We start from the raw sequence: 24971 nt of genomic DNA, 5'->3' as shown, positions 1-24971 counted from the left end.
CCGCCTGACGTCCTGCTGGCCTGCTGGCCGGCGGCTCGCGACCACCTCGCGCGTCGCCTTTGCTCTGCTTCAACGGAGGCAACAGTGCGAGGCCCCAATCGTTGCGTGGGTGGAAGCAGAGCAAAGGACCCAGTTGTGGTACGGCCAGGCGCGGACCTCCCGCACGCCTGGCCCAGGTACTGGCCCGACCGGTCACGCTTTCGGCGCATATCGGTTGCGGACGGCCGGCGGGGCCCGCAGGCTCGAGCGGATGAGCGCACAGCCCGCACCCCACGTACCGCACACCGACGAGACGACGGCCCGGCGCATCAACGTGGGCCTGGTCCGTCGACTGGTCGCCGAGCAGTTTCCCCGCTGGGCCGAGCTGCCGGTGCGCCCGGTCGAGGTCGGCGGCTGGGACAACCGCACCTTCCACCTGGGTGACGAGATGACCGTCCGGCTGCCCAGCGGCGAGGGGTACGCGTTGCAGGTCGCCAAGGAACAGCGCTGGTTACCCGTGCTCGGCGCGCGGCTGCCGCTGGACATCCCCACCCCGCTGGCCCACGGCCGACCCGGGGCCGGCTACCCGTACCCGTGGTCGGTCTACGGCTGGATCGACGGCCGGACCGCAGCCGTCGAGCGGATCGACGACCTGACCCGATTCGGGACCGACCTCGCCGCCTTCCTGCGGGCCCTGCGAGACGTCGACACGACCGACGGCCCGGCGGCCGGCCCGCACAGCGCCTGGCGCGGTGGCCCGCTGTCCACGTACGACGCGGAGACCCACGCGGCCATCGGGACGCACCGCGACCGGCTGCCCGTCGACGCTGTCACCGACATCTGGCAGGCCGCGCTCGACGCCACCTGGGACGGGCCCCCGGTCTGGTTCCACGGCGACATCGCGGACGGCAACCTGCTGGTCCGCGACGGCCGGCTCGCCGCCGTCATCGACTTCGGCTGCTGCGGTGTCGGCGACCCCGCCTGCGACACGGTGATCGCCTGGACCCTGCTGCGCGGCGCCGCCCGGGCGGCGTTCCGCGACGCGCTCGACGTCGACGCGGCCACCTGGGCGCGCGGACGCGGGTGGGCGCTGTGGAAGGCGCTCATCACGCTGGACGCCCCGGAGCCGGCCACGGCGGCCTGGGCCCGGCGGGTGCTCGGCGAACTGCTCGCCGAGCACCCCGTGTCGCGCTGATCCCCCGCGCACCGGCCCCGGCTGGGGCGTCTCGTCAGTGACCAGTTCGGACCGGGGTGGCGTGTTCGGTCCGGCAGCGCGGGCAGCGCAGCTTCGCCCCGGCGGCGGTCGGCACGCGCAGTCGCTGCCCGCAGCCGCAGGTGAACTCCCGGGCCGAGCGCAGGTACTCGGTGCGGTCGCGCCGTGGCCAGCGGCTGTGGCAGCGGGCGCACCACTTCGGCGGGTAGCTGTTGTACCAGGCCAGCCCGAACGCTCCCCCGACCATCAGGGCGCCGGGGACCAGCAGGCCCAGCGGCGCGAGCACGGCGGGCCACAGGGCGCCGACGCCGTCGGACAGCACCGCGCCGACCACGACCACAACGACCATCGGCACGCCCAGCAGGGTGAACCCGAAGCCCCACGCGAAGGCCAGCAGCGACAGCAGGAACACCGCCCACATGCCGCCGGGGGCCCACCGCCGGACGCCGTACCCGCCGCAGCGTGGACAGTTCGGAGAGGCGCGGTGCGGCACGGCCCGCAGCGCCTTCGGCGCGAGCCACTCGGTCAGTTTGCCGAGGATCGCCTCGACCAGCTTGCTCGCCAGCGCCTGCAGAAAGGCGTTGAGCACCGCCACCTCCCTCCGACTGAGTCGCCAGCCCCGCAGCGGCCGGCCCACCGTCATCGTGGCGGACCCGTGCCAGCACACCGGCCCACCGCGCCGACGCCACCGCCCCGACGACGCCAATCCGACAGGGGCAACGAACCTCGTCGTTCGTCGTCAGTTCCACCTGGCCGAGGTCAGCCTGGCCGAGGAGGCGACGGTCGGTTAGCGTGCCGGCATGCCATCGACGCTCGACGAATCGACAGACCCGTACTGTCTCCGCCCCGGTGAGGCCGCCGAGCTGCTGCGCGGGCACCCGTGGCGGCGGTTCGTGGCGATCGGCGACAGCGTCGTGGAGGGCATGTGCGAGCCGACGCCGGGATACCCGGAGGTGCAGTGGGTGGACCGGGTCGCCGCCGAGCTGAGCGCCGTGCGCCCCGAGCTGGCGTACCGCAATCTGGGTCGACGCGGGCTGCGCGCGCACCAGGTGCGGGCCGCGCAGCTCGCCCCGGCGCTGGCCTTCGAGCCGGACCTGGCGCTTGTCGTCTGCGGCGGCAACGACGCCTTTCACCCGGCATACGACGCGGACGCGGTGGACGCCGAGCTGACCGCGATGATCAGCGCGCTACGGGACGTCGGCGCGGACGTGATCACGGTGGGCATGTTCGACGTGTCGCACAGCCCGGCCGTGCCCGAGCACGTGCGGGCCGGCCTCGGGGAGCGGATGCGCCGCCTCTCGGCGCACACGGCGCGGCTGGCCGACCGCCTGGGAACTGTCCACGTGCACCTCACCGACCACCCGCTGACGGCCGACCCGACCCTCTACAGCACCGACGGCCGCCACGGCAGCGCCCGCAGCGACGCGATAGCGACTGCCGAAACCCTGCGCGCCCTCCGACGACCGCCTCCGTCCCACCGCGACCGGTGATCATGAAGTTGTTGCCCTCCGGCGCGGCGTGGCGCGGCAATAACTTCATGATCAACCGGGGGTTGGGGGGTCGGACAGGAGGACTCCGGTCAGGAGGACTCCGTGGGCCAGGTTGAGGATTCCGTCGCCGCCGGGGAAGCCGACTCTCGCCAGGCCGCCGGAGGCCTGGCGGCCGAACAGGTACGGGGCGAGGGAGTACGGGACATCGGCCGTCACCGTTTCGCCGGTCTCGATCTGCACGAAGTCCATCGGCACCCGGTCGGCCGGCAGGTACTGCTGCAGGATGTTGCCGCCCCGGTCGACGGCCGCGCGCAGGCCCTCGGCCCACTCCGCCGGGCTCAGCTCGGGGCCGATCAGCACCCCGTGCCCGGCGGAGCCGTCCGCCGGCTTCGCCACCAGCTCGGCCTGCTCGGCGATCGCGCGGTCGAGCACCGCGACTGTCAACGGCACCGTGTACGGCACGTGCCGGCGGATCAGGGTCTGGTCGTCGGCGGGCAGGGCGTCCACGTCCTCCCACAGCCAGGCGAAGGTGGTCTTGTTGCCGAGCAGCCAGGCCGCCGCCGACACGAACATCGGCAGCGTGCCGGTGGCCAGCGCGCCGGCCACCGCGTCCAGGCCGGCGGTCGGGGTGACCCGGTTGGGCACGAAGAGGCGGAACAGCGCGTCGACCGGCGCACCGTCCACCACGAGCCGCTTGTCGTCCGCCAGGGTGGCGGTGGCCAGGGGCGCGATGACCAGGTCGATGCCGAAGTCGCGGGCCCGCACGGCGAGTGGGCTGAGGATGCGGATGAACGTCTCCGGGTCGTCCAGCCCCGGATAGTCGGCGTCGAAGTCCATCAGCAGCGCCAGCCGGGCGCCGTCGGGCAACCCCAGCTCCTCGCGGATCGCCACGAAACGCTGGTCCAGCAGCGACGGCGCGGCGCGTACCGGCAGGTCGTCGAGGATGCCGTGCTCGGCGTAGAGCTGCGCGAACCGCTGGATGACGGTGTCGGCGTCGAATCCTCCCCCGAGGCTGCTGTCGATGTTGTACTCGACGAACTTCGGCACGCCCTCGGTGAAGATCACATCCGGTCGGTACGCGGCCAGCAGCGCCTCGGTCAGCGGCTCCGACTCGTCCAGCAGCCGGGTCTCCCCCGCCGGGACGCCGAGCAGCCGGCGCAACTCGCCGGCGGTGTCCACCCGGCGCCGGCAGGTGTCCAGGATGAGCTGGGCCAGCCGGTCGCAGACCTCGTTCAGCTCCCGCCAGGCGTCGGCGGTCAGGATCGGGGGGCGGGCCAACCGCCACTCCTTGTTGTAGGTGGCCCGTCCGTGAAAGACGCGTTCCCAGGCGGCCGCGCCGCTGGCCACCATGGCCTGGCGGGCCGGCTCCGGCAGGTCGGTCCAGGCCCGGTCGGCCGGCGGCCACGAGTAGTTCGGGTCGATCATGATGAGTCCTTCATGGTCAGGTGGATGGCGGTGGCGAGCTGCTCCCGGGAGGGCTGCACGGCGCGGTCCAGGGCGGGGGCGAACGGCAGCACCGCCCCGTCCGGGCGGGTGACCCGGCGCGGCGGGGCGAGCAGTCGGACCCGCTCCACCACCGAGGCGATGATCTCGGCGGCGATGCCGCAGGAGCGGTTGGCGTCGTCGAGCACCACGAGACGCCCGGTGCGGGCCACCGACTCGGTCAACCCGTCGATGTCGAAGGGGTACAGGGTGCGCGGGTCGAACACCTCCACCGAGACCTGGTCGGCAAGCTCCTCGGCGACCGCGAGCGCGTCGTGCACGAGGTGCCCGACCGCGACGACCGTGACGTCGTCACCGAAGCGGTGGATGCGCCCCCGGCCCAGCGGCACCGGCTCCAGATCGGACACGTCGTCGCGGACGTCCATCGCGCCCGCCGGGGCGAACACCACCACCGGGTCGTCGTGTCGGATCGCGCTGACCAGCAGCCCGTACGCGTCGGCCGGGGTGGCCGGCACGACGGTGACCACGCCGACGTGGGCGAAGAGGCTGTACGGGTGGTCGGAGTGCTGCCCCGCCCAGCCGGTACGCGACCCGGAGCCGGGCACCAGGTAGGTGACCGGCACCGCGCACTGCCCGCCGGTCATCAACGGGAACTTGTGCGCGTGGTTGACGATCTGCTCGAAGACCAGGAACAGCAGCGACGGGATCTGGAACTCGATCACCGGCCGCAGCCCGGCCAGCGCCGCCCCGGTGGCGAAGCTGGTGAACGCCTGCTCCGACAGCGGTGTGTCGCGGACCCGGTCGACGCCGAAGCGTTTGGCCAGCCCGGTGGTCACCAGCGACGCGCCGACCTGGATGTCCTCGCCGAGCAGGAACACCGCCTCGTCGCGGGCCAGCTCGTCGGCGAGGGCCCGGGTCAGGGCCCGGCGGTACGACAGTCGGGGCACCTCAGCCACCTCCGGTGCGCAGGGTCATTCAGCCACCTCCGGTGCGGGCGGTCATTCCGCTGGCGTACAGGTAGGTCAGCGCGTCGGCCGGGTCGGGTTCCGGGCTGTCCAGGGCGAAACGCACCGCCGCGTCGACTGTCGCCTCGACCTCGGCGTCCACCGCGGCGCGGTCGGCGTCGGAGAGCCGTTCGCCCTGGATGTGCACCGGGTCCCGGGCCCGACCCCGGGTCACCTCGTCGGGCGGTCGGTAGTCGAGGCGTACCGCGTGTTCGAAGGTGTGGTGGGCGTCGAAGCGGTAGGTCCGGGCCTCGATCAGCTCGGGGCCGCCGCCGGCGCGCATCCGGTCGACGGCGGCGGCCGCGGCGTCGCGTACCGCCTCGGGGTCCTGGCCGTCGACCTCGACGGCCCGGATGCCGAAGGCGGCGGCGCGACCGGCGATGCTGCCGGCCACCGCGCCGGCGACCGGCATGGTGGTGGCGTAGCCGTTGTTCTCGCAGACGAACAGCACCGGCACCCGCCACAGCGCGGCGAGGTTGAACGCCTCCAGCAGCATCCCCTCGTTGACCGCGCCGTCGCCGAAGAAGCTCACCCCGACGGTGTCGTGGCCCTGCCGTCGCCGGGCCCACACCGCGCCCGTGATGATCGCCCCGGACGCGCCGACGATGGCGTTCGCGCCGAGCACGCCGATGCTGAGGTCGGCGGCGTGCATCGAGCCGCCCCGCCCGGCGTTGAGGCCGGTCAGCCGGCCGCACAGCTCGGCGAACATCCGGGCGGGGTCGGCGCCGCGGGCCAGCACGTGCCCGTGCCCGCGGTGGGTGCCGGCGAGCACGTCGTCGGTCCCGAGCGCGGCGCAGACGCCGGCGGCGATCCCCTCCTGACCGAGGTACGGGTGGATGCCGCCGACGATCTGCCCGCCGTGGACCAGCTCCACCGCACGCTGTTCGAACCGGCGGATCAGCCGGACCGTGCGGTAGAGGCGGACCGGGTCGGCGTCGGTCACGCCGGCGCCTTGATCGCCGCGAGGATGTCGTCCCAGAGCCGGGCGCGGGCGGCCAGCGCGGTGTTGACCGTGTCGGCGCACTCCTGCCACTTCGTGTCGTCGTCACCGCACAGGTCGGCGAGCATCTGCATCGCCATCGGGGTGTGCTGTTCGCCGTCGACCTCGATGTGCCGTTCCAGGTAGTCGACGAAGGTGTGCAGCCGGTTGCTGCGCTCGTTGATCGACACGACCTGCGTGAACATGTCCGGGATCAGGTCCTCCCGGCCGAACGCGAAGGCCGCCGCCTGGCAGTGCACCGGTGTGGACTCGATGATGTGCCAGGTGGTAGCGGCGAACCGCGCGGACGCGGCCGGCACCCCCGCCTCGGCGAGCGCGTCGGTCACCGGCCGGCCGGCGCGCAGCAGGTCGACGAGGCTGTTCACGGCTGTGGTGTCCGCGCCGGCCTCGGCCATGCCCCGCACGTACAGCTCGAAGTGGCTGATGTAGCCCTCACCCAGCTCGTCGCTCTCCTCCACCATCACGATGTCGTTTATGAGGCGGCGGCTGCCGGTCGGACCGGTCGGGATCCAGGGAACGGTCACGCAGGTCAACTGCCGCTGCAACGACTTGAGCAGCGACATGAAGTCCCAGACCGCGAAGACGTGGTGCTCCATGAAGGTGACGAGCGACTCGTGGGTGTCCAGGTTGGCGTAGAGCGGGTGCTTGACCACGGCGTCGCGCCGCTCGGTCACCGCCGTTTCCAGCCGCTCGATGCCCGGGTGCGTCCTACCCCAGTCGTACCGTGACATTGTCAGCCTCCCTGCTGGGCGCGGTGGCGCCAGATGACCGGGCAGTAGTCGGGGTCCGCGTAGTCCGGCCGCCCGTCGTGGGTGCGGCGGACCAGCACGTCGTGGTTGTACGCGGCGAGCGTGCCGTCGGAGAGCGGATACTTCCGCCAGGCGTTGTCGCCGTCCTGCAGGTGCAGCGAGATCGCCTGTCGGGGGCGACCGCTGACGTTGGGGCCGCTGCCGTGGTAGGTGCGGCAGTGGTGGAAGCTCACGTGTCCCTTGGGGATCACCATCGGGACCTTGCGGATCTCCGCGCCGTTGTACGCGGCGTTCTCGGCCAGCATCTCCTCCAGCTGGCTGCGGTCGCGGTCGGCGAAGTGCCGCACGACCGTGTCGTCGGCGCCGATCTCTTTCCACCGGTGCGAGCCGTCGACCATGGTGATGGTGCCCATCTCCTGGCCGCAGTCGTGGAACGGGATGAACGCGGTGAGCATCTTTTCCGACGACGACGACGCCCAGTAGTGCTTGTCGAAGTGCCACGGCACGATGTTGCTCGGCTCGCCGGAGATCGGCGGCTTGTAGATCAGCGTCGACTGGAAGACGCGGATCTCGTCGGCCTCGGCGAGCCGGGCGGCGACCGCGCCGATCAGCGGCTTGCGCAGGATCGCGCCCAGCCCGTCGTGCTCGTGGTGGACGTAGTCGTTGTGCCGCTGCACCGGCCCCTTGGCGGGCTCCCAGTAGGCGAGCTTCGGTGGGCGCACCGGCAGCCGCCGGTCCCGTTCGCCGTCGTAGTAGCGCTGCGCGGCCGCGGCGAGCGCGTCCACCTCGTCGTCGGTGAACAGCTTCTTCGACAGGTACCAGCCGTGCTCGGCGTAGTGCCGCACGTCGTCGTCGGACGGCAGCAGCGCCTGCTCGATCGTGGTCAACGTCGACTCGTAACCGGTCGCGGTCATGCGCCCACCGCCGCGGCCGCGGCCAGTTCCCGCTCCTTGGCCTCGTACAGCGCCTTGATGTTGCCGCTGCCGAAGCCGCTCGCGCCGCGCCGCTCGATCAGCTCCAGGAACAGCGTGCGGCGCACGTGCATCGACTCGGCGAAGATCTGCAACAGCTGCCCGCCGTGATCGGAGTCGACAAGCACCCCCAGCTCGCGCAGTCGTTCCAGCGGTGCGTCCACCCGGCCCACCCGCGCCTCCAGGGCTTCGTAGTAGCTGGCGGGGGTGCCGGCGAAGCGGACCCCGCGCCGGCCCAGCGACTCCACGGCGGCCACGATGTCGTCGGTACGCAGCCCCAGGTGCTGCACTCCCCCACCGGCGTGCTGGTCGAGGAACGCGTCGATCTGCCCCGGCCGGCGGGTCCGGTCGGGCTCGAGCAGCACCACGGTCACCTGTCCGGACGGGCTCTGCACCACCTTGGAGTTCATCCCCTGCCCGTCGACCTCGATGTGCTCCTCGAAGATCTGCGCGAAGTCGAACAACCCCTGGAAGTGCCGGACCGTCTCGTCCAGCTGGCCGGGCGGCACGCAGACCGCCAGGTGGTCGACCTCGGCGAGGACCGGCTTGCCCTCGTCCGCAGTGAACGGCGTCGGCGTGATCACGCCGGGCAGGAAGTCGGCGCGGCTCCCCCGGCGCTGCACCAGGCGGTGCCGCACGTCGGCGAAGCCGTCCACCTCGGCGGTCACCACCTCGGCGTCCGCGCCGGTCAGCGTGGTCGGTGGCGTCACGCCTGCCGCGCCCCGGCCGACCAGCTCGGCGTACGCCTGCTCGACGTCGCCGACCTCGACCGCGACGACAGCGATGCCGTCGCCGTGGCGCTGCACGTACCGGGCCGCCGGATGCTCGGCGCTCAGCCCGGAGGTGAGCAGCAGGCGGATGTCGCCGTGGCAGAGCAGCAGCGAGCGCTGCCCGGCCAGGCCGGTCTCCGGGCCGCCCTGGCCGCAGATCTGGAAACCGACTGCGGTGCTGAAGTAGAAGGCCGCCTGTCGGGCGTCACCTACGTAGAGTTCGATGTGGTCGATCCCACGGATGTCCATGTTCAGTGCCCTTCCCCATGCTTCCCCCGTGTTGCCGTCCGGACGCCCCCCGTCCGGGATGCCGCGTCGCTCACCTCCTCGGCTCGGCGACCCGCGCGAGCAGCAGGCTCACGTTCTGGCCGCCGAACCCGAACGAGTTGGTCAGCGCGTACTCCGGGTCGGCCTTGCGGGGCGTGCCACGGATGTGGTCCGCCGGGCAGGCCGGGTCCGGGTCGTCGAGGTGGTACGTCGGTGGCAGCAGCCCTCGACCGAGCGCCACCGCGGTCACCGCCGCCTCCAGCACCCCGGAGGCGCCGAGCAGGTGGCCGGTGAGCGCCTTGGTGGAGCTGACCGGCACACCGCCGTCGCCGAAGACGTCCGCGAGCGCGGTGGTCTCGGCGATGTCGCCGAGCTTCGTGCCGGTGCCGTGCGCGTTGACGTAGCCGACCGCGGCCGCCGGCACGCCCGAGCTGCGCAGCGCGCCACGGATGCACGCGGCGGCGCCGGCGCCGTCGGGGCGCGGGGCGGTCGGGTGGTACGCGTCGGTGGTCGCGCCGTAGCCGGCCACCTCGGCGTACCCGTTGGCACCACGTGCGGCGGCGTGCTCGGCACGTTCGACCACCAGCAGCGCCGCGCCCTCGGCCAGCACGAACCCGGAGCGGGACGTGTCGAACGGCCGGCTCGCCCGGGACGGGTCGTCCCCGGCGCGGGCCAGCGCCCGCGCGTTGCCGAAGGTGTCGGCGAAGGTGGGAAACAGCGGCGCCTCGCTGGCCCCGCAGAGCACCACGTCGGCCTCCCCCGCCCGGATCAACCGGACCGCGTCGGCGACCGCCTGCGCGCCGGACGCGCAGGCCGTGCCGACCGACGAGCTGTAGCCCCGGATGCCGTGCGCGATGGCGATCCGCGCCGCCGGCATGTTCGGCAGGATGCCGGTGAGCAGGTACGGGCTGACCGCCGCGCGACCCCGCGCGGCCCGGGCGAGCACCTGGGTCTCCAGGGTCGCCATCCCGCCGACCCCGCCGACGATCACGCCGATCCGGGACTCGTCGACGTCGCGGCCCACCTCGATGCCGGCGTCGGCGAGCGCGTCGGCGGCGGCGAGCAGAGCGAGCACCACGATCCGGTCCAGCACCCGGCTCTCCGGCCCGGACACGACGCTGCGCGGGTCGATGTCCGGCAGCAGGCCGGCGACGTCCAGCGACTCGCGCGCCGGATGACCGGCGGGCGGCCGGGTCAGCCCGGAACGGCCGGTGGTCAGCGCGTCGAAGGTCTCCTCGACGCCCCGCCCGACCGGGGTGAACAGGCCCATCCCGGTGATCAGCGCGCTCACGCCGCCACCCCGGATCGCCCGCTCACGACGACGCCTCGGTCAGGTAGCGCTCGCGCAGGGCCACCTTGCGGACCTTGCCGGTGACGGTGACCGGGATGTCGTCCGAGCGCACCGGCACCACCCGGCGCAGCGTGGCGCCGACGTCCGCGCCGAGCGCCGCGCGGACCCGTTCGGTGCGGTCCTGCGCCTCGTCGGCGCCGGCCGCCAACTCGAGCAGCACGTCGGTGACCACACCCCCGGCCCCGGCGACGATCACCACGGTGCAGTCGGTGACGTCCGGGCAGCTGGCGAGGATCTTCTCCTCGGACAGGGCGGTGAAGAACCGCCGGCCGTCTCCGGTGTCGACCGAGTCGACCGCCCGGTCCAGGTGGTAGTAGCGGCCGTCGGCGTCGGCCCGGACCAGATCGCCAGTGAGGTACCAGCCGCGCTGGCGGAACCGGTGGGTGGTGACCGAGTCGTTCCAGTAACCCCGGAACAGCGACGGCGAGTCCACGCCCAGGAAACCCACCTCCCCGACCGGCACCGGCTCGCCGTCGGCGTCGAGCACCGCGACCCGGGCGAACTCGTAGGGCCGGCCGATGCAGCGGCCGTACCTGTCGGTGTCGGCGCGGTGGGTGATGTGGAACATGGAGTGCCCCATCTCGCTGGAGCCCAGCCCGTCGATGAAGACCGAGCCGGGCACCCGGGCCACGCCGTCGCGGGTGACGGTGTCCCGCCGGCCGGTCGCGACCAGCCGGCGGATGTGCGGCTCGTGCGAGCAGTCGCCGGTGTTGAACCACAGCCGCACCGAGTCCAGGTCGTAGCCGGACAGGTCGAAGCGGGCCAGCTCGGCCCAGGTGACCGAGAAACCGAACACCCCGTCGGGACGCCAGCGTTGGATGGCGTCGAGCACCCGCTCGCCGCCCTGCTCGGACAGCAGGAACATCTCCGCGCGGTTGCCCAGCGCCTGGTTGACCATCAGCACGGTGGCCGTGTGCGGTGCGGGCAGCGCGTTGAGGATCCGGCGGGTGCCCTGCGCCTGCGGCATGGTGAGCAGGTGCCGGGTGGCGGCGAAGAGGCTCGCGTGCGAGTGCAGCACCGCCTTGGGCACCCCGGTCGTCCCGGAGGTGTGGGTGATCACGATCGGGTCGTCGCTGTGGTGCCGGTAGTGCGCCGGTGCGGCGGCCGGGTCGCCCGTGCCGGCCCGCGCGGGCGTGCCCAGCAGCGGTACGCCCAGGTCGTGCCCGGCCAGCAGCGCGGTGTGCGCGTCGTCGGCGAGCACACCGACGCCGCGCAGGCGGCGGATGTACTCGGCGGCGATCTCGGGACGGAGCTTGCCGTTCATCAGCGCCGGGATCGCACCGAGCCGGGCCAGCGCCAGGAAGCTCAGCACCATGTCGGCGGCGGCGGTGGCCCAGACGGCGACCGGGTCGCGGGGGCGTACTCCGCGCTCGTGCAGCCAGGCGGCGCGGGCGGCGACCCGCTCGTCGAGCTGGCCGAGCGTGAGCGGTTCCTCGGCCGGGTGCCCGTCGACGGCGGTGTCGAAGGTCAGGCCGGGCCCGTCCGGGTCGGCGCCGTGCGCCAGCACCCGGGCCAGCATGTTGCCCGCGCCCAGCTCGGTGTCGGCGGCCAGTGCGCCGCGCAGTCCCCGTGTCCTCATGGTCGTGCTCCTTCACCCAGCAGCACCGCGACCGCCTCGGTGGACGTGTCGGGCGCCTGTTCGATCAGGACCAGCAACACCTCGTCGGCGTCGCCGTCGTCGCGCAGCAGGGTCGCCTCGGCGGTGCCGTCGGCGTACGGGTCGCCGGTCGGGCTGAGGCAGATCACCGGGCCGCGCAGCCCCCAGCGGGCCGCGATGTGCCCGGCGACGCTGTTGGGCACGGACTGGTAGAAGAACAGTGGGCCGACCCGCCCGCCGGCCTCGACAGTGGCCCGCACGTGCTCGGCGCTGGCCCGGTCGCCGCTGGCGGTGACCAGCACGATCGCCGTCCGTGTGGCGGCCGGCACCGGTCCCGTGCCGTACCGTCGCCGCAGACACCGCTCGGCGACGGCCACCACGACCGGTGCGAACCCGGAGAACACGAACCCCGGCACGCCCGGCACGTCCCCGTCGTCGGCCTCGGGCCAGCAGGCCCGCGCCAGCTCCCGCATCCCCGCCTGGCGCGCTCGTGCGGTTTCGGTGGTCGTTTCGCGTGCGTCAGCGGATTCGTCGGGACAGAAGGTGCCGGACCGCGGGGAGGTCGGGGTGGTCACGGGGCGCCGACCAGAAGTGCCGTGTTGGCGCCACCGAAGGCGGCGTTGAGGGTCAGGGCGTGCGTCGCGGTCGTCCTCCGGGGACGATCCGTGATGACATCCAGCGGGCACGCCTCGTCCGGGCCCCGCCAGCCGGCGTTGACTGGCAGTTCGCCGTGGCGCAGCGCCAACGCGGTGACCACCAGTTCGAGCAGCCCGGACGCCTCCAACGCGTGCCCGTGCAGCGCCTTGGTGGAGCTGACCGGCACCTGAGCGGCGTACCCGTCGAGGGCCTGACGCAGCGCTGCCGCCTCGGCGGCGTCGCTCTGCGCGGTGCCGGTGGCGTTGGCGTTGACGTAGCCGACGGCCTGCGGTGACAGCCCGGCCCGGCGCAGCGCGGCGCGGACCGCGTGCGCCAGGCCGGTGCCGGACGGGTCCGGCTGGCAGGGGTGGAACGCGTCCCCGGCCCGCCCCCAACCGACCAGTGTGGCCACCGGTCCACCGTCCCGACGACGGGCTGCCGCGCGGGACTCGAGCACCACCGCGGCCACCCCGTCGCCGAGCAGCAACCCCCGTCGGCCGGCGCTGAACGGGCGTACCGCACCGTCGTCGGCGAGAGCCCTGCCGGCGTCGAAGAGCGCGAACTGGTCCGGTTCGACGAGGTAGCCGGCGGCCACCACCGCCCGGTCCAGGTCGCCCCGGGCGATCAGGGCGGCGGCGTCGGCCACCGCCGTGCTCGCCGACACGCAGGCGCTCGTGTAGACGCGGGTCGGCCCGGACAGTCCGGTGCGCAGCGCGAGCTGGCCGGCGAGCGCGGCCGGGGCGGGCCCCGCGCCCGGCGCCGGGCCTCCGTGCACGGCGAGCAGCAACGCACACCCCGCCCGCCGTACGTCGGTCAGGCCGGCCGCCGCGCAGGCCGCGTCGATCGCGGCGGCCAGTTCGTCGGCGAGGGTGCCGACGTCGGGCAGGGTGGCGGCCACGGCGACCCGGCGGGTGGTGGTGTCGAAGCGGCGTACCGGGCCGAACGCCGGCGCACCGGCCAGGACGCCGGCGAGCTGCGCGTCGGCGCCGCGACCGAGGGCGCTGACCGCGTACACACCGGTGAGCTGGGCGACGGGTGGCTCAGCCATCTGCGGTAGCGATCAGCGACGCCCGGAAGACCACCAGGGCGTCGTCAACGGTACGGATGCCGGCCAGGTCGTCGTCGGTGAGGTCGAGCCGACGCTCGTAGCGCTGCTCGATGAGGTGCACGAGCCAGGCGAGTTCCATCGAGCCGATCCGGTCGGGGACCTCGGCGGCGGGTTTCGCGGTGAGTTCGGCGAGCATGGTCAGCAGGTCAGCTCGCCCCAGGTCGGGCTGACCGGGCATCAGGCGCTGTCGCTCGTCGCCTCGGCGACACGGTCGGCGACCATCGTGGTGAACTCGCCTACCGTCATGAGGGCCAACTTCTCCGACTCGTCGTCGGCGAACGTCACGCCGTAGCGGTCCTCGACGCGGACGGACAGGTCGGCCAGTGCCAGCGATTCCAGGTCGACGCCGGACGGGCCGAGCGTGGTGTCGTCGTCGAGCCCCTCGACGTCGTAGTTCATGTCGGCGAGCTGCTCGACGACGAAGGCACGGACCTCGGCTCTCATGGATACCCTCTCTGCGTGGACCAACTGACGGTGTCCGATCGGGACACCGCGTACGTGTGGGTCGGTCGGGACACCGGCGGTCGGCCGGGTCCCGCCGTGCGGTTGCTGCGGCGGGCGGGCGCGGCGCTGCTCGGCCGCGCCGAGGCGGAGGTGGTGCTGGCACACGGCCCCGCCGGCAACCCGGTCGTACGCGTCGCCGGGCCGGAGTCCGTCGAGCTGCCGGTCAGCGTCAGCCGCGCCGGTCGGGTCGTGGTGGTCGCCGCCCGTGCGGCCGGCCCGGTCGGCGTGGATGTGGAGCAGGTCCGTGCGCTGCCCGCGCTCGCGCTGGCCCGCCGCTGGTTCCCGCCGGCCGAGCTGGCCTGGCTGGCCGATCGACCCGAGGCCGGCCGGGCGGTCGATTTCCTGCGGCTGTGGACCGCCAAGGAGGCGGTCGGCAAGGCGCTCGGTGTCGGGCTGCGCGGCGGCGGGCTGCTCCGGGGGATGCCCCCGCCGGCCGGGCCCGGCCTGCCGCTGCGCCAGGTGCCCGGCGGCGAGCCCCTGCGGGTCGGTCATCCGGAGCTGGGCGGCGGTCTCGTGCTGGCCGTCGCGGTACGCGCCGAGGCGGGCGTCGAGGTCGCCGTCGAGGTGGTGCAGCGGCCCGGTCCCGGCATCGACGTCGGCGTGGCGCAGCGGCCCGGAGTCGGTGTCGACGTGGTGCAGCGGCCCGGTCCCGACGTCGAGGTGGTGCAGGGGGCCGGTCACGGTCTCGCCGCCGACCGCAGTGCGCCGGTCGAGCGGACCAGCTTGCCGGTGGTGGTGCGGGGCAACGCGTCGAGCAGGCGCAACACCCTGGGTCGCTTGTAGCCGGCCAACCGCTCGGCGAGGAGCTTGTCCAGCATCTCCTCCGACAGCGGGCCGTCGGGCTGGACGTACGCGGTGATGCCGTCGTCCCACACCACCACGGCGGCGGCCACGCCGGGCAGCTCGGCAACGGTGGCCTCCACCTCGGTGAGGTCGACCTTCATCCCGCCCACCGAGACCTGCGAGTCGAGCCGGCCGCGCACGGTGACCAGCCCGGAGTCGGCGTCGACGGTGCCGGCGTCACGGGTGTGCAGCCAGCCGTCAGCCCAGCGGGTCGGGTCGCTCAGCCCGACGTACGGCGACGCCGGGCAGGACACCCACAGTTCGCCGTCGGACTCGCGGACCTCGATGCCGGGCGCCGGGGCGATCGACGGCCGGTGTGCTCCGTGCAGGTCGGTGCCGATCACCCCGACCTCGGTCATCCCGTACATGTTGCCCAGCGGCACCCCGTACCGGTCGGTGAACGCCTGTGCGACAGCGGCCGGCACCAGTTCGCCACCGGTGGTCATCCGCCGCAGCTGTGGCAGGGGGCCGGACGGCCGGGTGGAGGCGAGCAGACCGATGTGGAACGGCACGCCCAGCACGGTGGCCGGTGTCGGGTCGGCGGCGATCGCGGCCAGCACGGCGTCGCCGCTGAGTCGCTGCGGTGGCACCAGCTCGACTCCGGCGTGCAGGCCGTAGAGCAGGCCGCCGACGAGCCCGAGCACGTGCACCATGGAGGGCAGCAGGATGATGCGTTCGCCGGGCAGCGGCACGCCGTCGATGCGGGTGTAGCGGCCCACCTCGGCGACCAGGTCGGCTGCGGTACGGCCGATCACCTTGGACGGGCCGGTGGAGCCGGAGCTGAGCTGGATCACGGCGTGCCCGCTGACCGCCGGACGGTCGGCGTGGCGGGTGACGCTCTCGGTGACGTCGACGAAGACCTTCAGCGCGCCGCCGGCGGTGCGCAGCGGCGCGATCACCACCTGCGGGGTGAGTCGGGTCAGCGCCCGATCCACCTCGTGGTCGGTCAGCCGGTGGTCGAGCAGGATCGCCTGTGCGCCAGCGCGCCAGGTGGCCAGCAGGTTCACCACGTACGCCAGTGACGGTGGCAGTCGTAGCGCGGCGGCGCCACCGGGGCGCAGGCCGGCAGCGATCAGCCGGTCCTGCGCGGCGGTCACCAGCCGGTGCAGGGTGACCCGGTCGATCGGTTCCGGCAGGCGGAGACAAACGTCGGTCGGATGGCCGGAGAACAGGATGTCGTCCACCCATCCGGGGTCTTCAGCCGTAAGGTTTCCTGTCGATTGATCCATCGCCCTCGCCGTTCAACCCGCAGCACAAAGTAGGGCATAGCAACCGTTTGTGAACAACTTTCTAGGTGCTGACGGAACCCTACGACAGCCGCGCGGAGCATCGCTAGATGCAAATGGCTAGATCAAACAGAGCGCCCGGACCGATTGCCACATACCGGTGCCCACCGTCACGCGGGCCGCCATCCCGGCCCATCGCCACGGCCCACCGTCCATGATCGACTCGGGTTCCGGAAGGCGGGGTGTCCGGGCAAGCGGGACACCCCGGCTTCCGGGAACCCGAGTCGATCATGCGCCTCGCGCCGGTACGGCAGCCGCCGTTGGGGATCCACGGCAGCGCCGGTGGACGCAGGGCGGCCACCGCGTGATCAGAGCCGCGCTGTGGGCTGCGGCCGGGGTGCTCCGTCGGGTAGGACGCGTTCGTAGCAGACCGAGTCGTCGGAACCCACGTACGCGCCGAACAGCGGGATCTCGCGGTAGCCCTCGCGCTCATAGAAACGAATCGCGTCCGGTTGGGCGGTGCCGGTCTCCAGCCGGACGGTCGTCCAACCACGCTCCCGGGCGGCCTCCTCCAGCCTGCGGAGCAGGTCGGTCGCCAACCCCGAGCCGCGGCTCTCCGGTACCACGTACATCCGCTTCACCTCGACCGTGACCGGGTCGAGGCGGCGCAGCGCGGCGCAGCCGAGCGGTTGGCCTGTGGCGTCGTCGACCGCGACCAGGAACAGGTCGATGTTCTCGGCCGTCGGCGGCGTGCCGGGCTCATGGTCGTCGGTACCGTAGCGGAGGTCGAGTTCGGCTTTCTGCGCCACACGCAACGCCTCGCCCACCGGGTCGGTCCACGGCCGCTGCGTGATGATCCAGGCCATGCCGCTCCTCACCGAGACTCGGTAACAAGCGTTACGGTAACATTCGTTACGACGATGGAGGGGTGAGAGCCGTGTCACCGCCGCCTGCAGACCGAGCGGCCCAGGGCGAGGCGCTGTCGCGCGCGGTCTGGGACGTGCTCGCGCAGCAGGGCCTGGAAAAGCTGACTGTGCGCGCGGTCGCCGCGGCGGCCGGCTGCACGACGGGCCTGGTCATGCACCGCTTCCCGAACCGTCGAGCGCTGCTGCTGCACGCCCGGCAACTGCTGCACGACACCACCCGGCAACGGGTCGAGGCACTCGAGGCCGCGGCCACCTCGCCGCGGGAAGCATTGCGCGCGGTGCTCCGCCAGTGCATGGCGACTGATCCGGAGACGATCACCTGGAGCGTCGTCTGGGTGGGCTTCCTGGCCGCGGCGGTGGCGGACGCCGAACTGACCGACATGCACCGCCGCAACAACCGAGCCTGGCGGCAACGGGTCGAACGACTGGTCGCCGCGGCCGCCCCGGACTGGCCGGTCGACCAGGTCGGCGCGGTCGCCCTGGGGCTGATCGCCATGACCGAGGGCGTCGCGGCTCTCGCCGCCGCGGATCCCGCTGCGTACCCGGCGGATCAGCAGGAACGCATGCTCGACGCCGCCCTGTCGGCCTACGGCCTGAGCTGCTGAGGGGCAGCAGGAACCGGACGGTGGCTGGCGTACTAGTCCGGTCTGATGCTGGCGAGCTGGACGAGCAGTTGAATGAGCCGGTAGACCTCGGGGACGTCAGCGGCGTGGAAGGCGACAGTCCGGCCGCCGCGGACGCGGGTCACACCCGGCACCAGCACCGCGAGGTCGACCATGTACGGGCCGTACAGGTCGACCTCGACGTCCAACGGCCCGGCCATCGTCCACGGGGGAATCGAGGCGCGTCGGGAGATGGCGCCGGCGGCAGCGCGGCGCAGCCGCTCGCGTGCCTCCTGCGGATGGAGGGCCACCGCGGCGGCCTGGCCCAGGGTCTGCTTGACGGCGACGGTGACCGCCGAGGGCACCAGCTCACCGAATTCCGCGCAGGCGGTGTCGTCTCCGCTGAGCAGGACGACCGGAGCGTCCAGGTGCCCAGCCATGGCGGTGTTGAGACCGATCTCGCCCAGCGTCCGCCCCGCTACGCGTACGTCGAGGATCGCGTCGCTCATCGTGTGCGCCAGTACGGCAGGCCCGGCGCCGGCCCGAGCGTGATACCCGATCAACATGACGGCATCCGTGTGCTCGTCCAGCCCCGCCAGCATGCCCAGCGGGCGGGGTTTGCCGCGCACGAGATGAGCACGTCGATCGAGGTCCTCCGGCAGAAGGTTCCGAAACGGTCCGTGCGCGTCGGCGACCCACACCACGGCGTCGGGTGCGGCATCGAGAACGCCGTCGATCACCGCGTTCGCCTCGGCCGTCATCAGGGCACGGCCGCGCTCGTAGTCGTACCGATCCGGATTCGTCTCGGTGGGATGCACGATCCCCGAGATGCCTTCCATGTCGACAGAGATCAGGACCTTCATGACCCCAGGACCCTACGCACCTCCAGCACCTGCGGCGACCCGGACGTACCGGCGCGGACGTGCCCTCTCCAAGGGTGGTCGCCGCGACGTTCGCCGATCGAACCGGTGGTGTGCAGAGGGTGATATGCGAGCGTGCCCCGATGCCGTGGGTACACTCGCCGCGCATGAACGGTTCGGCAAATCAGATCGCGTACTGGGACAGCGTCGGCGCGACCAAGACGTTCACTCATCCGGTCAATCTCACGTGGCTGTCAGGGCTACGGCCGTCCGCGCGGATCTTGGACTTTGGCTGCGGCTACGGCCGGGTCATGGGCGAGTTGGCCGAACACGGCTTCCGCGACGTGTCCGGCGTGGACCCGTCCCCCGCCCTGATCGAGCGGGGCCGTCAGGTGTGGCCCGATCTGCGGTTCGCCGTCCTGGAGTCGTCGCCGGCGCTCGCGTACCCCGCGGCGAGCTTCGATGCCGTCGTGCTGTTCGCGGTACTCACCTGCGTCCCCGACGATGACGCTCAGCGGGCACTGATCGCCGAGCTGAGCCGTGTCCTGGTGCCCGGCGGACTGCTCTACGTCAGCGACCTGCTCCTTCAGGACGACGACGCGCGAAACCGTCAGCGCTACCGCGCACACGCCCAGCGTTTCGGGGCGCCGTACGGGGTCTTCACCACGGACGACGGTGCCGTGTGCCGGCATCACGAGATAACGCACCTGCGTGGTCTGCTCGCCGACTTCGACCTGGCCGAGGAGGACCGGATCGAGGTCGCCACGATGAACGGCCACCGGTCGCAGGCGGTGCAGGTGTTGGGCCGGCGGCGGTGACGGTCACCGCCGCCGGGCGGTTTTAGCGGACCGTGACCTCATCGCGGGCCCGCTCCGGGGTCTGGGCGTGGATGTGGAAGCGCAGTGAACGGGCGTCGGTGAAGCACTCCCGCATCGGGCGTACCAGGTCCCGGTGCTCTTCAGTGCGCTCCCAGTTCTCGAAGTCGGCCAGGCTCGCCCACTCGCTGGTGATCAGCCACTGCTCCGGGTCGGTCGACGAGCGGCAGACCTGGTCGACCAGATGCCCCGGTACGCCGTCGGCGACCAGATGCCGGACCTGCTCGTACGCGGCGAGGAACTCCTCGGTGCGGGGCGTCGGCACCCGGACCAAAAAGACCACTCGGGCCCGCTGCTCGCTCATGGCGTCTCTCCCGTCGTCGGCGCGGCCCCCCGCAGGACCAGCGCGCTGTTGAATCCGTCGAAGCCCCGCGCGCAGACCAGCGCGAGCCGACTGCGCGGCCGGCGGTGCTCGCGCAGGAAGTCCAGCTCGCACCCGTCGGCCACCTCGTCCGGGCCGGCGGACGCGGGCAGCGTGTCGTGCGCGAACGCGAGCAGCGCGGTCGCCACGTCCAGCGCCGAGCCGCCCTGGTGTGCCCGCCCGGTCAACGGTTTCTGGGTGGTGACCGGGGGCGGCCGGTCGGCGAAAACGGCGCGCAGCGCCTGGGCCTCGCTGCGGTCGTAGCGGGGCACACCGAGAGCGTCCGGCAGCACCACGTCGATCCCGGCCGCCGCGACACCCGCCCGGTCCAGGGCCAGCCGCATCGCGCGGGCGTACTGGCTGACGTCGCCGGCGCTGTCGGCGGTGGTGTGCGCGGCGTCGTGGGTCGAGCCCCAGCCGCTCACCTCGCCGTAGATCCGGGCGCCCCGCGACAGCGCGTGCCCCAGCTCCTCCACCACGAACACCGCGCCGCCCTCGGCCGGCAGGTAGCCGCTGGCCGCCGCGTCGAACGGCCGGTACGCCCGCTCCGGGTCGGCGACGTCGCTGAGCAGCCCGGAGCGCAGTTGGCAGGCCAGCGCGTACGGGCTCAGTGGACACTCGGTCGCCCCGGCGATCACCACGGGCGTGCCCCGGCGTACCGCGCGGGCGGCGTGCGCGAGGCTGTCCAGCCCGCCTGCCGTCTCGGCGACCAGCACCCCGCTCGGGCCCTTGAACTGGTGGTGGATGGAGAGCTGCCCGACGCTTGCGGCGTAGAACCAGGCGATCGACTGGTACGCCCCGACGGTGCGCGACGTGCCGCCCCACAGCCGTTGCAGCTCCCGCTGGCCGAACAGGTTGCCCCCGGACGAGCTGGCCAGAGCCACCGCGTAGCCGTACGGGTCGGGTGCCCGCTCGGGCAGGCCGGCGTCGGTCAGCGCCAGCCGGGTGGCGGCGAAGCCGAGGTGCGTCCACCTGTCGGTCTGCACCAGTTGCCGGCTGTCGGCGTACGAGTCCGCCGCGAAGTCGGGCACCTCGCCGCCGAAGCGGGTCGGGTAGCTGGCCGGGTCGAACAGGGTGATCGGCCCGGTGCGCCGGGCGCCGGCCAGCACGGTACGCCAGTGCGCGTCCACGCCGACGCCGCTCGGCGCGACCACCCCGATGCCGGTGACGACCGCCCGGGCGGTGCTCACGCCGCCACCGGGGGGAGCCGACGGAACACCATCGCCGACTGGAAGCCGCCGAACCCGCTGCCTACCGACAGGGCCACGTTGACGGGCACCTCCCGCGCCTCGTTGGGTACGTAGTCCAGGTCGCACTCCGGGTCGCGGGTGCTCCAGTTGGCCGTGGGCGGCACGACGCCGAACTCGATCGCGAGGGCGCAGGCGGCCATCTCGATCGACCCGATCGCGCCGAGCGAGTGCCCCACCATCGACTTGATCGAGCTGATCGGCACGCGGTACGCGGCCTGGCCCAACGCCCGCTTGAACGCGGCCGTCTCGTGCCTGTCGTTCTGCCGCGTCCCCGAGCCGTGGGCGCTGATGTAGGAGACCTGCTCCGGGATGATCCGGCCCTGCCGCAACGCGTCGGTGACGGCGAGGCCCATCTCCAGCCCGTCCGGGCGCAGCCCGGTCATGTGGTAGCCGTTGCTGCGGCTCGCGTAGCCGGCGACCTCGCAGTAGATGTGCGCGCCACGCCGGCGGGCGTGCCCGGCCTCCTCCAGCACCAGCACCGCCGCGCCCTCGGCCAGCACGAACCCGTGCCGATCCGCGTCGAAGGGACGGGAGGCGTGTGCGGGGTCGTCGTTGTCGGGGCTGGTCGCCTTGATCGCGTCGAACGAGGCGACGGTCACCGGCGAGATCGGCGAGTCCGCCGCGCCGGCCAGCACGATGTCCGCCTCGCCGTCCACGATCAGCTGGTGGGCGTAGCCGATGGCGTCGATGCCCGACGTGCAGCCGGTCGAGACCACCTGCGCCGGACCGTGCAGCCCGTGCCGGCAGGCCACGTCGGCGGCCAGGCTGCTGGGCACCAGCGCCTGGTACAGGTACGGGCCGCCGAGCGCCGCGTCGACCAGCCAACGCCGGCCGTGCTCGCTGACCCGCACGTACTCCTGTTCCAGGGCCATCGTGCCGCCCACGGCGGTCCCGAGCACCACACCGGTGCGGTCCCGCTCGGCGTCGCTGAGCACCAGGCCGGCGTCGGCGATCGCCTCGGTGGAACAGGCGAGCGCGAACTGCACGTACCGGTCGGCGCGGCTCCGTTCGGCGTCGGTGAGCCCCGCGGCGATCGGGTTGAAGTCGCACTCGGCGGCGATCTGGGAGCGGAACGGCGACGGGTCGAAGAAGCTGATCCGCCGGGTGGCCGTACGTCCCTCGGTGATGGTCTTCCAGAAGCGGTCCCGGCTCGCGCCGCCGGGAGCGACCACCCCGATGCCGGTCACCACCGTGCGACGCCCGGTCATCGCGCCACCTCTGTTCGCGACTGCGGGGCTCGCAAACCTGGCTCACTCCTCGCGCTCACGACGCCACCTTCAGATCGCGACTGCGGGGCTCGCAAACCCGGCTCACTCCTCGCGCTCACGACCCGCCCCGTTGCTCGACCAGCTCGGTGTCGACGTGTCCCAGCTCCGGCCGCGGGGCCAGCGGGCCCAGGTGGAAGACCACCTCGGCCGGCTCGGATCCGGTGTTGCGCAGCCGGTGTCGCACGTTGACCGGCACGAACAGCGCCTCCCCCGCGGTGACCTCGGTGGGCTGGTCGTCCAGGTCGACAGTGATCGCGCCACGCGCCACGTACAGGAACTCCTCGCTGTACGGGTGGTAGTGCTCGGCGATCCGCTCCCCCGGTGCGAGGGTGGCCACCCCGAGGAAGCCGGAGGTGCTGCCGACGGTGCGGGGTCCGAGGAGCACCCGCAGTTCGCCGCCGCGCCGCCGGTCGGCAGGTACGTCCGCCGCGGCGATCGGCCGGGTGCCCAGGTCACTCATCGCGGGCCCCCGTCGGCTCGTCGCCGGCAACCGTGCTGTCCTGCGCGGTCGCCGTGCGGCCCTGCTCCTCGCGCTGGCGGGCGATCCGTTCCACCCGGTCCTTGATCACCGCGAGTTGGATGACGCTGTTGGTGTTGATCCGCTCGGTCATCCCGGCGTTGTCGACAGGCGCGGTGGGCTTCATGGCGAAGTCCTGCGTCCAGGTCATCCGGGTGCCGTCGGCCTCCTCGGTGTAGCGCCAGTGGATCCGCATGTACTCGAACGGCCCGGTCTCCACCCGGTGCGCCCGCACCTGCCGGCTGACCGGGTCGGCGGTGCGTTCGCTGACCCAGCTCCACGACACCCCGTTCTCGTCGGGGTACATGGTGAGCCGGAACCGCACGGTGTGCCCGTCGCGGTGCAGGATCTCCACCACTGCGTACTCGGTGAACAGCTCGGTCCAGTTCGCCACGTCGTTGGTGACGTCCCACACCAGCGGGAGCGGCGCGTCGATGACCACGGAGTTCTCGGTGTGCCCGGGCGGGTCGGTGCGTCGGGCGACCAGGTCGGCCACCGCCGGGATGCTCAGCTGCCCGGCCTGCTCGGGGATGCTCACCTGCCACCGGTCGGCGACGACCGCGGAGAGTTCCAGCAGCGCGAGCGAGTCCATGCCCAGTTCCTCAAGTGACGCGGCGGGCGCCCGCGCGGCGGCGTCGGCGTCCAGCCCGCAGTGCGCCACCAGGATGTCGGTGATCTCGGCGGTCATCGAGCGACCATGGGTGACGGTCATCGGGTCCTCCGGTTGGGTACGTCGGGCTCCGCGGCGGGCGCGGCGCGGGGTGTGGGGGTGGCCGTCGACCGCTGCGCGGGCACCGGCGGCGGCGTGGTGAGCAGTCGGTCGACCAGGCCGGTGGTGTAGCGGCCCTTGCGGAACGCGGCGTCGTCGAGCACCCGCCGGACGAACCCGATGGTGGTGTGCACGCCCGGCCCGGCGATGTCGAACTCCTCCAGGGCACGCTCCAGCCGGTTGAGCGCCAGTTCCCGGTCGGGCGCCCAGACGATCACCTTGGCCAGCAGCGAGTCGTACCAGGGGCCGACCAGGTAGCCGGCGCTGGCGTGGGTGTCCACGCGGGTGAACGGCCCTCCGGGCGGGGTGAACCGTTCCAGGCGGCCGGGCGTGGGCGCGAAGTCACGCTCGGGATCCTCGGTGTTGACGCGGCACTCCACGGCGACGCCGTGCAGCCGGATCTCCTCCTGCCGCCACCGCAGCGGCACGCCGGCCGCGATGTGCAGTTGCTCGTGCACCAGGTCGATCCCGGTGACCATCTCGGTGGCGGGATGTTCCACCTGGATCCGACAGTTGATCTCCAGGAAGTGGAAGCGTTCCTCGGCGTCCACCAGGAACTCCAGCGTGCCCGCGCCGACGAAGCCGACCTCCAGGGCGCCCCGCAGCGCGGTCTCGGCGATGGTGTCGAGCACGGCGGCGGACAGCGCGGGAGCGGGGGCCTCCTCGACGAGTTTCTGGTGCCGGCGCTGCACCGAGCAGTCGCGGGTGCCCAGGTGCACGCCGTTGCCGTGGGAGTCGCAGAGCACCTGCACCTCGACGTGCCGGGCCTCGGTGAGGTACCGCTCGACGTACACCCGGTCGTCGCCGAAGGCGGCCTGCGCGGCGGCCCGTGTCCGCGCGTACGCCCGGGCCAGCTCGCCCGGATGGTGCACCACTGTCATCCCCCGGCCCCCGCCACCGGCGGCGGCCTTCACGATGACCGGGTAACCGACGGCCTCGGCGACCTCGGCCGCTGCGGCGGCGGTCGCCACCGGCGCGACGCTGCCCGCCGGAAGCGGCAGCCCGGCCCGGCTCATGAGGGCCCGGGCCGAGGACTTGTCGGCCAGCGCCGCCATCACCGCCGGCGGCGGGCCGATGAACGTCAGGCCGTTGTCCGCGCAGATCTCGGCGAAGTCGGCGTCCTCGGACAGGAAGCCGTACCCGGGATGCACGGCCTGCGCGCCCACCTGCCGGGCCGCCTCCATGATCGCTGCGGCGTTGAGGTAGCTGCGCCGGCTCGACGCCGGCCCGATGCGCACGGCCTGGTCGGCGAGGCGTACGGCCGCCGAGTCGGCGTCGGCGGCGGAGTAGACCACCGCCGTGCGCACGCCCAGCTCCCGACACGCCCGCAGCACCCGCAGCGCGATCTCGCCACGGTTGGCGATCAGCACGGTCTCGAACATCGCTCACCCA

27 protein-coding genes are annotated in these 24971 nt (G+C 73.0%); 5 read left to right on the top strand and 22 right to left on the bottom strand.

The genetic code is table 11. The features are described 5' to 3' along the window. Nucleotides 1–250 precede the first annotated feature (250 nt). A complete protein-coding gene (locus tag B0E54_RS20410) occupies nucleotides 251–1174 on the top strand; it encodes an aminoglycoside phosphotransferase family protein (protein ID WP_234587126.1) in 924 nt (307 codons plus the stop codon). A 34-nt stretch (nucleotides 1175–1208) separates the two neighbouring features. Here the strand turns inward: B0E54_RS20410 and B0E54_RS20405 are convergent, their stop codons facing one another. Then, complete coding sequence (locus B0E54_RS20405) at nucleotides 1209–1781, bottom strand: hypothetical protein (RefSeq protein WP_234587123.1); 573 nt, start codon at nucleotides 1779–1781, stop codon at nucleotides 1209–1211. A gap of 211 nt (nucleotides 1782–1992) precedes the next feature. Here B0E54_RS20405 and B0E54_RS20400 point away from each other — a divergent pair, with 211 nt between their 5' ends. Continuing rightward, nucleotides 1993–2682 carry an SGNH/GDSL hydrolase family protein gene (locus B0E54_RS20400; RefSeq protein WP_234587121.1) on the top strand — a complete coding sequence of 230 codons (690 nt, stop codon included), beginning with the start codon at nucleotides 1993–1995 and terminating at the stop codon, nucleotides 2680–2682. A 51-nt stretch (nucleotides 2683–2733) separates the two neighbouring features. Here the strand turns inward: B0E54_RS20400 and B0E54_RS20395 are convergent, their stop codons facing one another. The 12 genes from B0E54_RS20395 to B0E54_RS20340 all read right to left on the bottom strand — a co-directional run bounded on the left by B0E54_RS20395 (nucleotide 2734) and on the right by B0E54_RS20340 (nucleotide 14022). Next, nucleotides 2734–4107 carry a hypothetical protein gene (locus B0E54_RS20395; protein ID WP_234587118.1) on the bottom strand — a complete coding sequence of 458 codons (1374 nt, stop codon included), beginning with the start codon at nucleotides 4105–4107 and terminating at the stop codon, nucleotides 2734–2736. Further along, the gene (locus tag B0E54_RS20390) at nucleotides 4104–5072 is read right to left on the bottom strand and encodes an alpha-ketoacid dehydrogenase subunit beta (RefSeq protein ID WP_234587116.1); all 969 of its coding nucleotides are present in this window, start codon (nucleotides 5070–5072) and stop codon (nucleotides 4104–4106) included. The genes B0E54_RS20395 and B0E54_RS20390 overlap by 4 nt, the downstream gene beginning before the upstream one ends. Nucleotides 5073–5100: 28 nt before the next feature. Then, nucleotides 5101–6072 carry a thiamine pyrophosphate-dependent dehydrogenase E1 component subunit alpha gene (locus B0E54_RS20385; RefSeq protein ID WP_234587114.1) on the bottom strand — a complete coding sequence of 324 codons (972 nt, stop codon included), beginning with the start codon at nucleotides 6070–6072 and terminating at the stop codon, nucleotides 5101–5103. Beyond that, nucleotides 6069–6860, bottom strand: coding sequence for a DUF3050 domain-containing protein (locus tag B0E54_RS20380; RefSeq protein ID WP_234587112.1), 792 nt, complete (start codon nucleotides 6858–6860; stop codon nucleotides 6069–6071). The genes B0E54_RS20385 and B0E54_RS20380 overlap by 4 nt, the downstream gene beginning before the upstream one ends. A gap of 2 nt (nucleotides 6861–6862) precedes the next feature. Then, on the bottom strand, nucleotides 6863–7792 hold the full coding sequence (locus tag B0E54_RS20375) for a phytanoyl-CoA dioxygenase family protein (RefSeq protein WP_234587110.1): 930 nt from the start codon (nucleotides 7790–7792) through the stop codon (nucleotides 6863–6865). Then, nucleotides 7789–8868 carry a 4-hydroxyphenylpyruvate dioxygenase gene (gene hppD / locus B0E54_RS20370; protein WP_234587107.1) on the bottom strand — a complete coding sequence of 360 codons (1080 nt, stop codon included), beginning with the start codon at nucleotides 8866–8868 and terminating at the stop codon, nucleotides 7789–7791. The genes B0E54_RS20375 and hppD overlap by 4 nt, the downstream gene beginning before the upstream one ends. 70 nt (nucleotides 8869–8938) lie before the next feature. Further along, the gene (locus tag B0E54_RS20365) at nucleotides 8939–10177 is read right to left on the bottom strand and encodes a beta-ketoacyl synthase (RefSeq protein WP_234587105.1); all 1239 of its coding nucleotides are present in this window, start codon (nucleotides 10175–10177) and stop codon (nucleotides 8939–8941) included. A 22-nt stretch (nucleotides 10178–10199) separates the two neighbouring features. Next, a complete protein-coding gene (locus tag B0E54_RS20360) occupies nucleotides 10200–11816 on the bottom strand; it encodes a class I adenylate-forming enzyme family protein (protein WP_234587102.1) in 1617 nt (538 codons plus the stop codon). Then, nucleotides 11813–12307: a beta-ketoacyl synthase chain length factor gene (locus B0E54_RS20355; RefSeq protein ID WP_234587100.1), complete on the bottom strand. Its 495-nt coding sequence runs from the start codon at nucleotides 12305–12307 to the stop codon at nucleotides 11813–11815. The genes B0E54_RS20360 and B0E54_RS20355 overlap by 4 nt, the downstream gene beginning before the upstream one ends. A 98-nt stretch (nucleotides 12308–12405) precedes the next feature. Beyond that, a complete protein-coding gene (locus B0E54_RS20350; protein WP_234587097.1) occupies nucleotides 12406–13518 on the bottom strand; it encodes a beta-ketoacyl synthase in 1113 nt (370 codons plus the stop codon). Continuing rightward, nucleotides 13511–13756 carry an acyl carrier protein gene (locus B0E54_RS20345; protein ID WP_234587095.1) on the bottom strand — a complete coding sequence of 82 codons (246 nt, stop codon included), beginning with the start codon at nucleotides 13754–13756 and terminating at the stop codon, nucleotides 13511–13513. Before B0E54_RS20345 ends, B0E54_RS20350 begins: the two co-directional genes overlap by 8 nt. Then, complete coding sequence (locus B0E54_RS20340; protein WP_234587093.1) at nucleotides 13756–14022, bottom strand: acyl carrier protein; 267 nt, start codon at nucleotides 14020–14022, stop codon at nucleotides 13756–13758. Before B0E54_RS20340 ends, B0E54_RS20345 begins: the two co-directional genes overlap by 1 nt. A 15-nt stretch (nucleotides 14023–14037) precedes the next feature. On the opposite strand from B0E54_RS20340, the gene B0E54_RS20335 reads away from it, so the two are divergent. After that, nucleotides 14038–14865, top strand: coding sequence for a 4'-phosphopantetheinyl transferase superfamily protein (locus B0E54_RS20335; RefSeq protein WP_234587091.1), 828 nt, complete (start codon nucleotides 14038–14040; stop codon nucleotides 14863–14865). Here B0E54_RS20335 and B0E54_RS20330 read toward each other — a convergent pair. Continuing rightward, entirely contained in the window at nucleotides 14760–16154 is a 1395-nt protein-coding gene (locus B0E54_RS20330; RefSeq protein WP_234587089.1) for a class I adenylate-forming enzyme family protein, read from the bottom strand. The genes B0E54_RS20335 and B0E54_RS20330 overlap by 106 nt on opposite strands. Nucleotides 16155–16519: 365 nt before the next feature. Continuing rightward, a complete protein-coding gene (locus B0E54_RS20325) occupies nucleotides 16520–17017 on the bottom strand; it encodes a GNAT family N-acetyltransferase (protein ID WP_234587087.1) in 498 nt (165 codons plus the stop codon). 62 nt (nucleotides 17018–17079) lie between these two features. On the opposite strand from B0E54_RS20325, the gene B0E54_RS20320 reads away from it, so the two are divergent. Then, nucleotides 17080–17682, top strand: a complete 603-nt coding sequence (locus tag B0E54_RS20320; protein WP_234587085.1) for a TetR/AcrR family transcriptional regulator — start codon at nucleotides 17080–17082, stop codon at nucleotides 17680–17682. Between the two features lie 32 nt (nucleotides 17683–17714). Here the strand turns inward: B0E54_RS20320 and B0E54_RS20315 are convergent, their stop codons facing one another. Continuing rightward, the gene (locus tag B0E54_RS20315) at nucleotides 17715–18542 is read right to left on the bottom strand and encodes a M55 family metallopeptidase (RefSeq protein WP_234587082.1); all 828 of its coding nucleotides are present in this window, start codon (nucleotides 18540–18542) and stop codon (nucleotides 17715–17717) included. 164 nt (nucleotides 18543–18706) lie between these two features. On the opposite strand from B0E54_RS20315, the gene B0E54_RS20310 reads away from it, so the two are divergent. Further along, entirely contained in the window at nucleotides 18707–19357 is a 651-nt protein-coding gene (locus tag B0E54_RS20310; RefSeq protein WP_234587080.1) for a bifunctional 2-polyprenyl-6-hydroxyphenol methylase/3-demethylubiquinol 3-O-methyltransferase UbiG, read from the top strand. A 22-nt stretch (nucleotides 19358–19379) separates the two neighbouring features. On the opposite strand, the gene B0E54_RS20305 is transcribed toward B0E54_RS20310, so the two are convergent. The 6 genes from B0E54_RS20305 to B0E54_RS20280 all read right to left on the bottom strand — a co-directional run bounded on the left by B0E54_RS20305 (nucleotide 19380) and on the right by B0E54_RS20280 (nucleotide 24961). Then, nucleotides 19380–19718: an antibiotic biosynthesis monooxygenase gene (locus B0E54_RS20305; protein WP_234587077.1), complete on the bottom strand. Its 339-nt coding sequence runs from the start codon at nucleotides 19716–19718 to the stop codon at nucleotides 19380–19382. Next, nucleotides 19715–20965 carry a beta-ketoacyl synthase N-terminal-like domain-containing protein gene (locus B0E54_RS20300; protein ID WP_234587075.1) on the bottom strand — a complete coding sequence of 417 codons (1251 nt, stop codon included), beginning with the start codon at nucleotides 20963–20965 and terminating at the stop codon, nucleotides 19715–19717. Before B0E54_RS20300 ends, B0E54_RS20305 begins: the two co-directional genes overlap by 4 nt. Beyond that, nucleotides 20962–22233, bottom strand: coding sequence for a beta-ketoacyl synthase (locus tag B0E54_RS20295; RefSeq protein ID WP_234587072.1), 1272 nt, complete (start codon nucleotides 22231–22233; stop codon nucleotides 20962–20964). Before B0E54_RS20295 ends, B0E54_RS20300 begins: the two co-directional genes overlap by 4 nt. A 115-nt stretch (nucleotides 22234–22348) precedes the next feature. Continuing rightward, nucleotides 22349–22753 (bottom strand): cupin domain-containing protein, encoded by a 405-nt coding sequence (locus B0E54_RS20290; RefSeq protein ID WP_234587070.1) that lies wholly within the window; start codon nucleotides 22751–22753, stop codon nucleotides 22349–22351. Continuing rightward, on the bottom strand, nucleotides 22746–23522 hold the full coding sequence (locus tag B0E54_RS20285) for an SRPBCC family protein (protein WP_234587068.1): 777 nt from the start codon (nucleotides 23520–23522) through the stop codon (nucleotides 22746–22748). The genes B0E54_RS20290 and B0E54_RS20285 overlap by 8 nt, the downstream gene beginning before the upstream one ends. Then, nucleotides 23519–24961: an acetyl/propionyl/methylcrotonyl-CoA carboxylase subunit alpha gene (locus B0E54_RS20280; RefSeq protein ID WP_234587066.1), complete on the bottom strand. Its 1443-nt coding sequence runs from the start codon at nucleotides 24959–24961 to the stop codon at nucleotides 23519–23521. The genes B0E54_RS20285 and B0E54_RS20280 overlap by 4 nt, the downstream gene beginning before the upstream one ends. Nucleotides 24962–24971 lie beyond the last annotated feature (10 nt).

Origin of the sequence: Micromonospora sp. MH99 (genome assembly GCF_021442385.1) — a bacterium.
Lineage (GTDB): Bacteria > Actinomycetota > Actinomycetes > Mycobacteriales > Micromonosporaceae > Micromonospora.
The sequence above is the reverse complement of the archived record's forward strand: the minus strand, read 5'-3'. Positions and strand labels throughout refer to the sequence as shown.

Bases quoted from the DNA above. Each gene is read 5' to 3' on its own strand.
- B0E54_RS20410 (WP_234587126.1), top strand. From the start codon at position 251: ATGAGCGCACAGCCCGCACCCCACGTACCGCACACCGACGAGACGACG.
- B0E54_RS20400 (WP_234587121.1), top strand. From the start codon at position 1,993: ATGCCATCGACGCTCGACGAATCGACAGACCCGTACTGTCTCCGCCCC.
- B0E54_RS20395 (WP_234587118.1), bottom strand. From the start codon at position 4,107: ATGATCGACCCGAACTACTCGTGGCCGCCGGCCGACCGGGCCTGGACC.
- B0E54_RS20380 (WP_234587112.1), bottom strand. From the start codon at position 6,860: ATGTCACGGTACGACTGGGGTAGGACGCACCCGGGCATCGAGCGGCTG.
- B0E54_RS20375 (WP_234587110.1), bottom strand. From the start codon at position 7,792: ATGACCGCGACCGGTTACGAGTCGACGTTGACCACGATCGAGCAGGCG.
- hppD (WP_234587107.1), bottom strand. From the start codon at position 8,868: ATGGACATCCGTGGGATCGACCACATCGAACTCTACGTAGGTGACGCC.
- B0E54_RS20360 (WP_234587102.1), bottom strand. From the start codon at position 11,816: ATGAGGACACGGGGACTGCGCGGCGCACTGGCCGCCGACACCGAGCTG.
- B0E54_RS20355 (WP_234587100.1), bottom strand. From the start codon at position 12,307: ATGCGGGAGCTGGCGCGGGCCTGCTGGCCCGAGGCCGACGACGGGGAC.
- B0E54_RS20350 (WP_234587097.1), bottom strand. From the start codon at position 13,518: ATGGCTGAGCCACCCGTCGCCCAGCTCACCGGTGTGTACGCGGTCAGC.
- B0E54_RS20345 (WP_234587095.1), bottom strand. From the start codon at position 13,756: ATGCCCGGTCAGCCCGACCTGGGGCGAGCTGACCTGCTGACCATGCTC.
- B0E54_RS20340 (WP_234587093.1), bottom strand. From the start codon at position 14,022: ATGAGAGCCGAGGTCCGTGCCTTCGTCGTCGAGCAGCTCGCCGACATG.
- B0E54_RS20330 (WP_234587089.1), bottom strand. From the start codon at position 16,154: ATGGATCAATCGACAGGAAACCTTACGGCTGAAGACCCCGGATGGGTG.
- B0E54_RS20325 (WP_234587087.1), bottom strand. From the start codon at position 17,017: ATGGCCTGGATCATCACGCAGCGGCCGTGGACCGACCCGGTGGGCGAG.
- B0E54_RS20315 (WP_234587082.1), bottom strand. From the start codon at position 18,542: ATGAAGGTCCTGATCTCTGTCGACATGGAAGGCATCTCGGGGATCGTG.
- B0E54_RS20310 (WP_234587080.1), top strand. From the start codon at position 18,707: ATGAACGGTTCGGCAAATCAGATCGCGTACTGGGACAGCGTCGGCGCG.
- B0E54_RS20305 (WP_234587077.1), bottom strand. From the start codon at position 19,718: ATGAGCGAGCAGCGGGCCCGAGTGGTCTTTTTGGTCCGGGTGCCGACG.
- B0E54_RS20295 (WP_234587072.1), bottom strand. From the start codon at position 22,233: ATGACCGGGCGTCGCACGGTGGTGACCGGCATCGGGGTGGTCGCTCCC.
- B0E54_RS20290 (WP_234587070.1), bottom strand. From the start codon at position 22,753: ATGAGTGACCTGGGCACCCGGCCGATCGCCGCGGCGGACGTACCTGCC.
- B0E54_RS20285 (WP_234587068.1), bottom strand. From the start codon at position 23,522: ATGACCGTCACCCATGGTCGCTCGATGACCGCCGAGATCACCGACATC.
- B0E54_RS20280 (WP_234587066.1), bottom strand. From the start codon at position 24,961: ATGTTCGAGACCGTGCTGATCGCCAACCGTGGCGAGATCGCGCTGCGG.